The organism is Microcoleus sp. F4-D5 (assembly GCF_036704885.1).
Classification (GTDB): Bacteria; Cyanobacteriota; Cyanobacteriia; order Cyanobacteriales; family Microcoleaceae; genus Microcoleus.
In genome coordinates this window covers 21,144-35,400 of record NZ_JAUBSX010000050.1, presented here as the reverse complement: position 1 = coordinate 35,400, position 14,257 = coordinate 21,144, and the positions used below count along the sequence as shown (strand labels likewise).

Here is a 14,257-nt window from a genome sequence, read left to right as displayed (position 1 = left end):
AAACAGGCAAGATGCCTGTTCCACAAATACTAGATTTTATTGTGAGGTGGGCATTTTGCCCGCCCGTAAGTTACTCCCTACTGTTTGCTTTCCTGTTGCTATTGCCCTCGAAAACCTTCGCCCAAATCATCCCCGATAATTCCCTGGGTCCGGAAAGTTCGCGCACAGTTCCCGATACTATCAACAATTTGCCCTCAGATAGAATCACTGGCGGCGCAATTCGCGGCGTTAACCTCTTTCACAGCTTGCGCGAATTTAACATCCGTCAAGGGCGGGGAGCTTATTTTGAAAATCCCAGCGCAATTACCAACATTTTCACCCGCGTTACGGGCGGCAACCCTTCTAATATTTTAGGAACTCTGGGAGTTTTGGGAAACAGTAACTTATTTTTAATTAATCCGAAAGGGATTATATTCGGCCCGAATTCTCGGTTAGATTTGCGCGGTTCGTTTATCGGTGCAACGGCTGACAGTGTTGTGTTTAATAACGGCTTTGAATTCAGCAGCACAAACCCGCAAACATCTCCGCTGTTAACCGTTAATATTCCCGTTGGTTTAAGATTTAGAGACAATCCCGGTGCAATTGTCAACCAATCGACAGCTTTAGGCAAAGTAAATCGCCCAGCTTCTCCCGTGCCAATTCCGATTAGCGATCGAGTTGGTTTAGCAGTAGAACCAGGTCAAACTTTAGCACTCATTGGCGGCGACATCCAACTGCAAGGCGGCAATTTAACTGCCAGCGACGGACAAATTTTACTCGGTAGCGTCGCCAGTCCCGGTTTAGTTAATTTTGCACTAACCCCTGCTGAGCAACAACCGGCTAATTTAATTGTTAATTATGACAACATTCAGAACTTCGGCAATATTAAAATATCCGATGGAACAGTCATAAACACCAGCGGAATTGGTGGTGGCAGAATAGAGTTAAAAGGTGGAAATGTCGCCCTCAGCGGTGCGCGAATTTATGCGCTGACACTGGGAAATATTGACGGTAGAGGTATCGATATCACCGCTCAAAAGTTGCGAGTGGAAAACGGAACGCAATTTTCTACCCTGACTCTAGGAGATGGTGCAGGAGGCGATATCAATTTCCGGGCTGCTGATTCAGTAGAAATGAGCGGGCTGGGAGTTGAGGGCTATCAACAGCTTGCAATTAAATATTTGGTATCGGGAACTACAGACCCATTTGACCCGCTAATGATGCTGTTTAATGCTAGTGCTGGTAGCGGTTCGGGGGGCGATATTACGATCGACACCGGCCGCCTGTTCTTCAACAATGGCGTAGTAGGTAGCGGCATCACTTTTGGCGGTGGAAGGGGCGGAAATTTAATCATTCGCGCCAATACTTTTGAGATGGTGGGTTCTGGAATTAACAACGGGACAGCTAAAGAAAGTAGCGGTGCCGGAGGAAGCATTAGTGTTGATGTCGCGAAATTAATTATGCGCGACGGTTCTATTCTCGGTACGACTAGCTACAGCAGCGGCCCGTCAGGGAATATCAACATTAATGCTGCTGAATTAGTAGAATTGTCTAACAGCGGGCCGACAACAGTTGTGTCAACCGGAATCAGCACCCTGAGTATCAGCTCAAACGGAAGGGCGGGGAATATTAACGTCGATACCAAGCGGTTGACTCTCTCTGGGGGTTCTGCGTTTACATTAGGAACGGGTGTGTTAATTGGCAGGTTTTTGTTTTCTCAAGAGGGCGGGCCTGCTGGAAACTTAACAGTTAGGGCTAGTGAATCAGTAGAAATTTCAGGCATTTCTCAACTTTTGAGCAGCGGAATTCAGAATGCGAGTGCACTGACTTCTGGAACTTTGAGTTCGAGTCGGGGTGGGGATATTCGTATTGATACGCCAAGCCTAACGGTGCGGGATGGGGGGATAGTTTCTACGAGTTCTTTGGGTGGAGGAGATGTGGGGAATATTACTGTTAATGCCGATCGCATTGAGGTCAGCGGCAGCGGAAATAATGGTCTGTTTGTCAGTACAATTGATGCTTCAGTGGGCAAGATATTTGGTACTAATCCCAATGCTACGGCAAATGCCGGTTCGTTGCTTCTGAAGGCGCGCGATCGACTAATTGTCAGAGATGGAGCTACAGTGACGGTACAGGCTACGGGAACCGGACGCGCTGGTAATATCAATATTGTCGCAAATTCGATCGCTCTTGATAACAAAGCGATGATTGACGGTACCACTGTATCCGGTACAGGAGCAAATATTAACCTGCAAGCGGGAGAGATCCAATTGCGCCGCAACAGCCGAATTACCACCGATGCAGGCAGTTCAGACGGCGGCAATATCAACATCAACAGCAACATTCTTGTAGCCCTCCCGCAAGAAAACAGCGACATCACAGCCAACGCCCGCACAGCAGGCGGCGGTCGCGTGAATATCAATGTCCCCAATGTCTTCGGCTTTACAGCAGCCACTCGCGAACAAGTCAGAAGCAGGTTAGGCCTCAGTGACGCCGAATTTGCAGCGTTGCAAGTAAGTCCTACATCTCTGCTTCCAAGCAGCGACATCGCCGCGATTTCCCAAAGTGGCGGCCCGGCTTTGCAAGGGGCGGTAACATTTAGTTCTTTTGGAGTGAATCCCGCTCAAGGTTTAGTGGAACTGCCGCAAAATTTAGTGAATCCGGCTGCGTTAATTGCTGCAAATCCCTGCATCCGAGGGGCCGAGAACGAGTTTACCGTGACTGGGCGGGGGGGGTTGCCGCCGAGTCCTCACGATACCCTCAGCAGCAATTCTAGCGAGTTTAATTGGGTAGAACCAGCCCTAGGTGAAAGTCAACGAGTAGAAGGTCAAAGAGCATCCATAGAAATTGGATCGAAACAAATTATTCCGGCTCAAGGTTGGGTGATGGACGATCGAGGACAAGTAACGCTGTTAGCCTATAATTCAGGTGGTGGTGCATCTATTCGCAGTCCGAAACCGACGGGTGTTTGCGTACCTCAATAGGTAATCTTCAGGTTTTAGCTAACCCGTCGCTATTTTCCTGATACTAAACTAACAGGAATTCAAAGATGCCCCGCCAATCTTGCGCCCTATTGTTTGCATTTTTACTGCTGTGTCCTTTCGGTGCGATCGCCCAAATCATCCCCGATAATTCCCTGGGCCCGGAAAGTTCGCGCACAGTTGCCGATACTATCAACAACTTACCCTCAGATAGAATCACTGGCGGTGCAACTCGCGGCGTTAACCTCTTTCACAGCTTGCGCGAATTTAACATCCGTCAAGGGCGGGGAGCTTATTTTGAAAATCCCAGCGGAATCACCAATATTTTCACCCGCGTTACTGGTGGCAACCCTTCTAATATTTTAGGAACTCTGGGAGTTTTGGGAAACAGTAATTTGTTTTTAATTAACCCCAAAGGAATTATCTTCGGTCCCAATGCTCGGTTAGATTTGCGCGGAGCATTTATCGGTTCAACTGGTAGCGGAATTCTCTTTGATAATGGCTTTGAATTTAGTGCAGCTAATTCTAATGCAGTGCCATTGTTAGCGATCAATATTCCTGTGGGTTTAAGATTTAGAGACAATCCCGGTACAATTGTCAACTCTTCCCAAACAATGGCTCCTACATCAGCCTTACCGCCACTACCCATAGAAATTCCTGCTTTTGAAAAACTCGGTTTAGCGGTAGACCCCGGTCAAACGTTAGCATTAATTGGGGGTGACATTCAACTCCAACAAGGAAATCTAACTGCTTATACCGGACAAATTCTTCTGGGTAGTGTCAAGAGTCCAGGTTTAGTGCAATTTGAACCAACAGCTTTAGGTCTGAATTTAAACTATCGCAATATTCAGAACTTCGGCAATATTGAAATGAACGGTGCCTTTATAAATACCAGCGGATTAGGAGGTGGGAAAGTCGATATTCGAGGTGGAAATATTAATCTTAATGGTTCAGGAATTTATGGACTGACACTCGGAAATATTGATGGTAGAGGCATTAATATCAATTCCCAAAACTTGCGAGTAGAGGGGGGGTCGCAAATTTTCGCCTCCACACTGGGAGAGGGGAGAGGAAGCGATATCAACATCCGCGCTACTGACTCAGTAGAAATGATCGGGTTGGGAATTGAGGGCTATCAGCAGCTTACAGAAAATTTTCAGACATCTGGAACAGGCAACCCCTTTATTTCGCAAATTGTTCTGTTTACTAGCGCTATTGGCAGTGGAGCCGCCGGAGATATTAACATTGAAGCCGGACGGCTGTTGATGAGCAATGGGGTAGTGGGCGGTGCCCCCACCTTTGGCGCTGGGAATGGCGGAAATCTGAGTATCCGCGCCAACACCGTCGAATTCGTCAGTTCAACGCTCTATAACGGAACAACGAAAGAAAGCACCGGTCAAGGCGGAAACATCACTGTTGAAGCCCAACGTTTAATACTGCGCGATGGCGGTGCTTTTGCCAGCTTCAGCCTGAGTGATGGAGCATCGGGGAATATCGCGATTAAAGCGAGTGAATCTGTGGAATTATCGGGTAGTCTTCCTGTAGGTCTAGGGCAAACTCGGCTCGGCACGAATACTTTTGATGGGAATGGAAAAGGTGGGGATATTACGATCGACACTAAGCGACTGAGTGTTTCTAATGGAGCCACAATTAGTTTAACGACGGGTGCAATTTTTGGCCAAGTCGTGTTTTCTTCAAGTGGGGGGACGGGAGGAAATTTAACTGCGAGAGCCTCCGAGTCTATAGAAGTGAGCGGCGAGTCAAGATTTTTGGGGAATGCGGGCTATGTAGCAAGTTCTTTTGTTACTCAAACTGCAAGTTCTGGTAGAGGTGGAGATATCCGCCTCTCAACACCTAAACTAACTGTGCAGAATGGCGGCGTTATTTCTGCGGCTTCTTTGGGTATAGCAGATGCAGGAGATATTACAATTAATGCCGATCGCTTACAAGTGCAAGGTATTGGGAGTAACAGTCGGTTGAGGAGTGGAATTGAGGCCTCGGCCGGTAGGGCGTTTAATGCTGTCAATGCCACTGCTAGCGGAAATGCCGGCTCGTTGAATTTGAATGCTAATCAATTGATTCTGCGGGATAGTGCAGTGGTTAACGTTCAATCTTCAGGAACGGGTAGGGCTGGCAATATTAACGTTGTAGCTAACTCAATTGCCCTGGATAATAAAAGCATAATTGATGGCACGACAGTCTCTGGTACGGGGGCCAATATTAACCTGCAAGCGCAAGACATTCAGTTGCGGCGCGGCAGTAGAATCACCACGGATGCAGGTATTTCTGAGGGCGGTAATATCAGAATTAATAGCGATATATTGGTAGCTTTACCGCGAGAGAATAGTGATATTACAGCTAATGCTCGCACAGCTAGGGGCGGACAAGTTACGGTCAATGTACCAAATATCTTTGGCTTTACAAGCCTTAACCGCGAACAAGCCAGGAGTAGTTTAGGACTGACTGATGCTGAATTTGCAGCTTTGCAAGTAAGTCCTACATCTTTAATTCCTACCAGCGATATTGCGGCGATTTCTCAAAGTAGCGGCCCGGCTTTGCAAGGTACTGTAACATTTAGTGCTTCTGGGGTAAATCCCGCTCAAGGTTTAGTGGAACTGCCGCAAAATGTGGTGAATCCGGCTGCGTTAATTGCGACAAATCCCTGCATCCGAGGGACTCAGAGCGAGTTGACCGCTACTGGGAAAGGAGGAGTGCCATCAAGTCCTAATGATGCCCTCAGCAGCGCTGCACCGCCGTTTCCTTGGGTGGAACCAGGGGTAGGTGAAAGTCAACGAGTAGAAGGTCAAAGAGCATCCATAGAAATTGGATCGAAAGAAATTATTCCCGCTCAAGGTTGGGTAATGGACGATCGAGGACAAGTAAGGCTGGTAGCCTATAATTCAGGTGGTGGTGCATCTATTCGCAGTCCGAAACCGACGGGTGTTTGCGTGCCTCGATAGGTAATCTTTAGGTTTTAGCTAACCCCTGGCTATTTTCCTAATATTAAATTAACCAGACTTCAAAGATGCTCCGCCAATATTCCGCCCTATTTTGTGCATTTTTACTGCTGTGTCCTGTCCCGGCGATCGCCCAAATAGTCCCCGATCCTAGCTTGGGTGCAGAAAGTTCGCGCACGGTTGCCGACAGGATTAATAACTTACCATCCGACAGAATAGAAGGCGGTGCAACTCGCGGAGTAAATTTATTTCACAGTTTACGAGAGTTTAACGTAGGTGAAGGCAGAGGAGCATATTTTGCCAATCCTAACGGGATTGCGAATATTTTCACCCGCGTTACTGGTGGCAATCCTTCTAATATTTTAGGTGTGCTGGGAGTACAAGGTAATGCTAACTTGTTCTTACTTAATCCCAGAGGAATTCTCTTTGGTCCCAATGCGAGGTTAGATTTGCGCGGTTCATTTTTAGCAAGTTCTGCTGATAGCGTAGTTTTCGATAATGGCTATCAATTCCGCAGCAGCAATCCCCAATCAATCCCCCTGTTAAATGTCAATATACCTATCGGTTTAAACTTCCGAGAAAATCCGGGAAAAATTCTTAACTATTCAGCAGCACCAGCATTGACTTTACCACAATTACCCCCAGGAATCCCGCAGATTTTCAATAACACGGGCTTAGCAGTTGAGCCAGGAAAAACTATCGCCCTAGCGGGCGGAGATCTGGAATTAAATCAGGGAACACTCACTGCATCAACCGGACAAATTTTGCTCGGTAGCGTCGCTAGTCCGGGGATGGTTGGATTGGGGGCAACGCCATTGGGATTAAGTTTAAACTATGACAAGATTTCCAACTTTGGTAATATTCAAATAAGCAACGGCTCAGCGCTCAACACCAGTGGAATCGGTGGTGGCAAAGTCGAAATTCGAGGTGGAAATGTCAACCTCAACAATGGGCGAATTTATGGACTGACTTTGGGAAATATCGATGGCAAGGGCATAGACATTAACGCTCAACAGTTTCGGGCCCAAGGTGGAACGCAAATCTCCACGCTGACAGCCGGAAGTGGTGCCGGAGGCCCGATCGACATCCGCGCTACCGACTCCGTAGAAACGATCGGGCTTGGATCGGAAACCTATAGAGTGTTTGGTGGTAGCTATGTGGTATCTGGCTCGTTCAAACCTTTTGACCCACAAATTGTCCTGATCACTGGCACTGCTGGCACGGGAAATGCCGGAAACATCACGATCGACACCGGAAAACTGCTGATAGAAAACGGAACCGCATTGACTAGCACCACGTTAGGTGCTGGCAACGCCGGAAATATTAGCATCCGTGCCGGGATTTTCGATCTGGTCGCTTCTGGAATCAACAGCGGCACACTATTGGGGAGTACGGGTAGGGGAGGAAATATCTCCTTTGAGGGAAAACGTTTAACAGTGCGCGATAATTCTGCTTTTATTAGCGTTACCCGCGATCGAGGACAATCGGGGAATATCAACATTAAAGCTTCTGAATCAGTAGAAGTGCTGCGTACTCCCGCTGGAAGTCCCGTAGCAAACTTAATCGGCTCAACAGCGAATGGTTTGAATGGGGAAGCTGGAGACATTAATATCGACACGAAGCGGTTGATTATCTCTGAAGGAAGCGGAATTGGTTTATCTAGCGGCTCAGTTGTGGGCAACCAACCGTTGAATACAACGGGCGGGCGCGGAGGTACTTTGACAGTTAGGGCCAGTGAGTCAGTAACAATAGAGGGTATTTCTGAAGTTTTGGCGAACGGGAGTCGGAATGCCAGTTTCATCTCCGCTGATGCCAACGCAGCTAATCGGGGAGGGAATATAAAGATTTCTACACCCCTACTGACTCTCCGGGATGGGGGAGTTATTTCTACTGCATCTTTAGGCAAAGGAGATGCCGGAAGCATTACGATCGATGCGGAGCGTGTAGAGGTGATTGGTAATGGGGGTCAAGGTGAATTTAACAGTCAAATTCAGACTTCCGTTGGGATTGCCTCTCGCGTTAGAAATCCCAATGCTACGGCTAACGGAGGTTCGTTGAATCTGAATGTCGGGCAATTGATTCTTCGCAATGGGGGAACACTCAATCTGCAAGCATTGGGTTCAGCACGGGCTGGTAACATTAACGTGAAAGCAGATTCAATTTCCCTTGACAATCAAAGCAGCATTGACGGTAGAACTGAATCCGGTGCCGGAGCAAATATTAACCTCGAAGCACGGGATGTTCAGTTGCGCCGAGGGAGCAGAATTACCACTGATGCCAGTATTTCTGATGGTGGCAATATCAACATTAAAAGCGATATTCTGGTGGCTTTACCTAATGAAAATAGCGATATTACTGCTAATGCGCGATCGGCCCAAGGTGGTCGAGTTAATATTAATGTCCCCAATGTTTTTGGGTTTACATCAGTCACTCGCGAACAGGTTCGAGGTAATTTGGGATTAACCGATGCTGAATTTGCAGCGTTGCAAGTAAGTCCTACTTCTTTAATTCCTACCAGCGATATTGCGGCGATTTCTCAAAGTAGCGGCCCGGCTTTGCAAGGTACTGTAACATTTAGTGCTTCTGGGGTGAATCCCGCTCAAGGTTTAGTGGAACTGCCGCAAAATGTGGTGAATCCGGCTGCGTTAATTGCTGCAAATCCCTGCATCCGAGGGGCACAGAGCGAGTTTACTGCTACTGGGAAAGGAGGAGTGCCAGCGAGTCCTAATGATGCCCTCAGCATTGCAGCAGCGCCGTTTCCTTGGGTGGAAGAGGCAGGAAGAAGTAAGAAGGAAGAAGGGATTGAGTTCGAGGGTGGAAGTGGTTCGAGGGAAGAAGGCCTTCGGCAAGAGGAAGTTGTGCCGGCGCAAGGTTGGGTGGTGAATGCGAAAGGGGACGTAACTCTGGTTGGATACAATCTGGGTAATGCTGCTGACGATCGCAATCCTCGATCGAGTTCTGTTTGTGTGTCGCGTTGAATTTAAGTGTTTTTTGACCGCAGATGTAGGCGGATTGACGCGGATTAACGCAGATTAAGAATAAGATGTCTTTGGGTTAATTGGTATGTGTGTTTGCGGTTGTAATTTTATTGTCTAAATATGAAGTTTACCCGATCGCTCCGACAAGTAATTCTGTTATTTGTGATTTCCTGTCTGCTATCCGTTGCGATTCCTCCCGGAGTTGCTCAGGTTAATCCACCACCAGCGCTGCAGCTTGTCCGTCAAGCTCGAAGTCTGTACCGAGAGGAACGTTTTTCGGAAGCTGTACCGCTGTTGCAGCAAGCGGCGGCGCAGTTTGAGGCAAAAGGCGAAAATCTCGATCGCGCCACAGCTTTGAGCAATTTAGCTGCAACCTACGGGCAGTTAGCGCTTTGGGAACAGGCAGAACAAGCTGTGAATTCGAGTTTGTCGCTTGTGCGAACACAGGCAAAAACTCCCGAACAGCAGCGGATTTTGGCTGAAACTCTCAACATTCAAGGACAGTTGCAACTCGAACGGGGGCAGACTCAAGATGCGATCGATATTTGGAAGCAAGCTGCTAAAATTTTTGAGCAGCTTGATAGTAAAAATCAACTTTTTCAAGTTCAAATTAATCAAAGTCGGGCTTGGGAAATTCTCGGACTTTACCCCAGAGCTTGCAAATTTTTGTTAGCTTCTTTTAAGCTGGAAAACCAAACTTGCGAAGTTTCGGCAGCGGGTTTAGAAACTTTGAAAAATCAGCCTGTTTCTCTCGAACAAGTCCGGGCAATTCATGCTTTAGGGCGAGTGCTGCGGGTTTTGGGACAACTGGAACGATCGCAAGATTTACTGTCCGTGGGACTCGAAGCAGCCCAAAAATTAGGTAGCCGACCAGAGGAGGCTGCAATTTATCTCAATTTGGGGAATACGGTACGGGCTCAAAGCAATAAACCGGGTTTGACACCTAAACAGCGGGCTGACTGGGAACGCTTGGCCCTAGAGTATTATGCTCGATCGGTCCAGGCGATGCCGGATCGCTCTATCCTACAAATTCAGGCGAAGTTAAACCAATTGAGTTTGTTGGTCGATCGCAAAAAATGGTCTGAGGCAGAGGTTTTGTGGCGTTCTATCGAACCTCAAACCGCTCAATTTGGGTCGAACCGCGCCGGACTTTACGCTCAAATTAATCTAGCTCAAAGCTTGATGAAATTAGCTCAGTCGCCTGCAGAAACTTTGAGTTTAAGCGATATTGACACAATGCTCGATCGCTCTCTCGAACCGGCAAAGAGTTTGGGCGACCAACGGATACAAGCTTATATTCTGGCAGCTAAAGGCAAACTATCGGAAGTCCAAAAGCAGTATCAGAAAGCGGAAAATCTTACAATTCAGGCTTTGAGTTTAGCACCGGCGTTTCAATCTCCCGATATTGCTTACCAATTGTTTTGGCAATTGGGACGGATTCGGAAAGGTCAGGGAAATGCAGAAGGGGCGATCGATCAATATACTCAAGCTGTCAATATATTGTCTTCTCTGCGGGGCGATTTGGTGACAGTCAATCCCGAAGTGCAATTTTCGTTTCGGGAAAGTGCCGAACCGGTTTATCGGGAATTAGTCGGGCTGCTTTTGCAAGAGGAATCCCCGAGTCAAGCTAAATTGAAACTGGCGCGCCAAACGGTTGAATCTTTGCAGTTGGCGGAATTGGACAACTTTTTTCGGGATGCTTGCGCTGATGCTAAACCAAAGTCGATCGAGGAAATCGATCCGACAGCGGCGGTGATTTATCCGATTATTTTGAGCGATCGTTTGGAGGTAATTTTGTCAATTCCCGGCAAACCCCTGCGCCGCTACACTACTAACAAGTCTCAAGCCGAGTTGGAAACTGCCTTCAGACAAGCCAAAAATACCATCAGGCCCGCTGCTTTCCCCCGGGACAGGAGGCTGCCCGTCGAACAGGTTTACGACTGGTTAATCCGCCCTGCGGAAGCGGATTTGACGGCTAGCGGGATTAAAACCCTGGTATTTGTGCTCGACGGTTATTTGCGAAATCTGCCGATGGCGGTGTTGCACGACGGTGAAAAGTTTTTGGTAGAAAAATACAGTATTGCTTTGGCGCCGGGACTGCAACTGCTGGCACCGAAACCGCTGAGCCAAGTAAAGTTAAAAGTGCTCACCGCTGCCCTCTCGGAAGCGCGTCAAGGCTTCTCGGCTTTGCCGGGGGTGACGCAGGAAATTCAGCAAATTGCTGCCGAGATGCCGGCGAGTTCGCTGCTGAATCAAGATTTTGTCAGCGGGCGGTTGCACGATCGAATTAAAGCTTTGTCTTACCCGATCGTCCATTTGGCAACTCACGGTCAGTTTAGCTCGAATGCGGCGGATACTTTTATTGTGACTTGGGACCAGAAAGTGAATGTTAAGGAGTTCGATCGACTGCTGCGAGCCCGCACTGGAGAGAAACAACAGCCGATCGAACTTTTGGTTTTGAGTGCTTGCGAAACTGCTTCGGGCGATAACCGCGCGGCTTTGGGTTTGGCCGGGGCCGCAATTCGATCGGGTGCCCGCAGCACCGCCGCCACCCTTTGGCAAGTCAACGACGAATCTACAGCTATCTTTATGGCTGAGTTTTACCGACAGCTTGCTTCTTCTAAAACCAGCAAAGCTGAAGCCCTCCGCAACGCTCAATTAACGCTGCTGAAAAACCAACAGTATCAGAATCCGTATTTCTGGGCACCTTTCGTGCTTGTGGGCAATTGGCAGTAATTATCGGAAATGGGGAATTGGGCATCGGGCATCGGGCATCGGGCATCGGACATCGGGCATCGGGCATGGGGCAACAGTCAACTGACTGAAATGCAGTTGGTTTTTTGTTAAAGTTTGTAAACTGTTAGGGAGTGCTTTCCGCATCTAATATTTTTTCGAGGAGTCCCATGAAGCAACTTTTGATTGCTGAGCGCTTTTGCCTGATTGCCCACGTCTTTTCAATGGCTTTTGGATTGGCAGGGTTGCTGCTGGTTTTACCCCGTCCCGAATTGGTGATGAGTTTGCCACCAACAGGGCAAACTCTATTCCAGTGGGGAATGGCTGGGGGTGGAGTAGTTTATATCATCTTTGGTGCAGCAGCGGTTGCTCTCTATGCCTTCCGGACGTTGGGTTTGGGTGCAACTCTGGCTTTTTTACTGCCTTCTGTGTTTTTGTCCTTGAGTAGCGAGTTGTTGGGAACGAGTACGGGTTTTCCCTTCGGCAACTACCACTATTTGAGCGGTTTGGGTTACAAAATTGCAGGGCTGGTTCCGTTTACAATTCCCCTCTCGTGGTTTTATCTGGGATTGGTTTCCTATGTAATTGCTCGCGCTGGAGTAGCTGGCGGTAAAGGTGAACTCAACTGGGTGCGCCAAATAGGGGCGATCGCCCTGGGTGCTTTGCTGCTAACAGCTTGGGATTTTGTACTAGATCCGGCGATGAGTCAAACTTCTGTGCCTTTTTGGGAGTTTGAGGAACTTGGGGCTTTCTTTGGGATGCCTTACCGCAATTTGGCTGGCTGGATGGGCACGGGGGCGCTATTTATGTCCTCTGCAGCTTTCTTGTGGAGAAAAACACCGATTAAATTAGAGCGATCGGAATTGGGTTTGCCCTTAATTGTTTATTTGGTAAACTTTGGTTTCGGAGCAATTATCACTGTCACTTCCTTGGATTCTCGGTTCTGGTTCCCGACATCGCTAGCGGTGCTTCTGGGTGTTGTTCCGGCGATCGCATTAAGCTGGATCGCTAAACCCGCAGAAATTAACGTAACTGAAACAATGCCGTCTTTGGATACATCTGTGCTCGCGGCTGAAATTCCACCTCAGCCCGCGGGCCTTTTGCGAAAGTAAGTCGCTAGCGAGCAACAGCGGCTGATTTAGCAAAAACTTACACTAATTTTTGAGCTAGTTTAAAAACCCGGTTTCTACAAGAAACCGGGTTTTTCAGCGGCGATTTTATCCTTCCCAATTCCTGTAATATGTTTGAGGTCAAAATTTGATTAAATTTTTTCAATTGACACCAACCGTAATTCCCAATTCTTCAATTGAAAATCTAAAATCTAAAATCTAAAATCTAAAATCCCATGATCGCCCCTCACCTGTTCTCGCAATTGCTGACAAGTATCATCCCTGCCGCACTCCTGCTGCTGCAATTGCCCGCCGCGGCCATTCTGATGTCGCGTTTGATTAAAGGTCCATCGCGCATCCCGCCCCTGGAACCGGATTCGCCGACGCTGGATTTGTTAGGTGCTTGTACTGCGGTAGTACCGACTTTGAACGAAGCCGATCGAATTTCGCCTTGTTTGGAAGGATTAAGCCGCCAAAGTTACGATCTCCGAGAAGCGATCGTGGTTGACAGCTATTCGGTAGACGGAACCGGAGATTTAGTCAAAGCAGCAGCACAAAAAGACCCCCGGTTTCGCTTGATTAACGATGACCCGCTGCCTGCGGGTTGGGTAGGGCGTCCGTGGGCGCTGAATGCGGGTTTTTTGGCAAGTTCCGAGAAGTGCGAGTGGATTTTGGGGATAGATGCGGATACTGTGCCGCATCCGGGCTTGATTGCGAGTTTGCTGAAGACGGCGGCGGCTGGAAATTACGATTTGATTTCGCTCTCGCCGCAGTTTATCCTCAAGTATCCGGGGGAGTTGTGGCTGCAACCTGCTTTGTTAATGACTTTGGTTTATCGGTTCGGGCCGACGGGGACTGGCGGCGATGTGCCGGAACGGGTGATGGCGAACGGTCAGTGTTTCTTGTGCAAGCGCGAGGTTTTGGTGGCATTGGGGGGCTATGAGGTCGCGAGGGGTTCTTTTTGCGATGATGTGACTTTGGCTCGCTATGCGGCTGCTAAGGGCTTTAAGGTGGGTTTTTTGGATGGGGCTAAGGTGTTGAAGGTGCGGATGTATGAGGGGGCGATCGAGACTTGGAATGAATGGGGTCGATCGCTCGATTTGAAAGATGCTGCTTCTAGCGGTCAAATCTGGGGCGATTTGTGGCTGTTGCTGGCGGTTCAAGGTTTGCCCGTGCCGGTTGTGTTGTGCTATTTGCTGTTTGGTTCGCTGCCGCCGGTTGGTGTATTTCCCCACTTTTGGCTGTTGGGATTGAATGTATTTTTGGTGGCAGTGCGATCGGCTTTGTGTTTGGCGATCGCACCTTCCTACGATACAACTGGGGCATCGGGTAAATGGCTGTTTTGGCTGTCACCTTTAGCCGATCCGCTGGCGTTTTTGCGAATTCTCATTTCTGCTTTCAATCAGCCTACTCAGTGGCGCGGCCGAAAGTATGAATAATCATTAAATTTTTGCTAGACCTTTTAAAATTGGTAGAAGTGCGATCGCTCTTTTGGGATCGCTCTTTTGGCTCGAATGGGT

Annotated in this window: 6 protein-coding genes; all 6 read left to right on the top strand. The window is 48.3% G+C overall.

Features of this window, described 5'->3' with window-relative positions; genetic code table 11:
• Positions 1-11 precede the first annotated feature (11 nt).
• The 6 genes from QUA80_RS21395 to cruG all read left to right on the top strand — a co-directional run bounded on the left by QUA80_RS21395 (position 12) and on the right by cruG (position 14,176).
• On the top strand, positions 12-2,963 hold the full coding sequence (locus QUA80_RS21395; RefSeq protein ID WP_333427096.1) for an S-layer family protein: 2,952 nt from the start codon (positions 12-14) through the stop codon (positions 2,961-2,963).
• A 65-nt stretch (positions 2,964-3,028) separates the two neighbouring features.
• Entirely contained in the window at positions 3,029-5,920 is a 2,892-nt protein-coding gene (locus QUA80_RS21390; RefSeq protein WP_333427095.1) for an S-layer family protein, read from the top strand.
• Positions 5,921-5,985: 65 nt separating this feature from the next.
• Positions 5,986-8,895: a two-partner secretion domain-containing protein gene (locus tag QUA80_RS21385; RefSeq protein ID WP_333427094.1), complete on the top strand. Its 2,910-nt coding sequence runs from the start codon at positions 5,986-5,988 to the stop codon at positions 8,893-8,895.
• 120 nt (positions 8,896-9,015) lie between these two features.
• Positions 9,016-11,631, top strand: a complete 2,616-nt coding sequence (locus tag QUA80_RS21380) for a CHAT domain-containing protein (protein WP_333427093.1) — start codon at positions 9,016-9,018, stop codon at positions 11,629-11,631.
• A 167-nt stretch (positions 11,632-11,798) separates the two neighbouring features.
• The gene (gene cruF, locus QUA80_RS21375; RefSeq protein WP_333427092.1) at positions 11,799-12,740 is read left to right on the top strand and encodes a gamma-carotene 1'-hydroxylase CruF; all 942 of its coding nucleotides are present in this window, start codon (positions 11,799-11,801) and stop codon (positions 12,738-12,740) included.
• A gap of 233 nt (positions 12,741-12,973) precedes the next feature.
• Positions 12,974-14,176 (top strand): 2'-O-glycosyltransferase CruG, encoded by a 1,203-nt coding sequence (cruG, locus tag QUA80_RS21370; protein ID WP_333427091.1) that lies wholly within the window; start codon positions 12,974-12,976, stop codon positions 14,174-14,176.
• Positions 14,177-14,257 lie beyond the last annotated feature (81 nt).

Excerpts from the sequence above, each read along its gene's own strand:
- QUA80_RS21395 (WP_333427096.1), top strand. The coding sequence starts at position 12 with ATGCCTGTTCCACAAATACTAGATTTTATTGTGAGGTGGGCATTTTGC.
- QUA80_RS21390 (WP_333427095.1), top strand. The coding sequence starts at position 3,029 with ATGCCCCGCCAATCTTGCGCCCTATTGTTTGCATTTTTACTGCTGTGT.
- QUA80_RS21385 (WP_333427094.1), top strand. The coding sequence starts at position 5,986 with ATGCTCCGCCAATATTCCGCCCTATTTTGTGCATTTTTACTGCTGTGT.
- QUA80_RS21380 (WP_333427093.1), top strand. The coding sequence starts at position 9,016 with ATGAAGTTTACCCGATCGCTCCGACAAGTAATTCTGTTATTTGTGATT.
- cruF (WP_333427092.1), top strand. The coding sequence starts at position 11,799 with ATGAAGCAACTTTTGATTGCTGAGCGCTTTTGCCTGATTGCCCACGTC.
- cruG (WP_333427091.1), top strand. The coding sequence starts at position 12,974 with ATGATCGCCCCTCACCTGTTCTCGCAATTGCTGACAAGTATCATCCCT.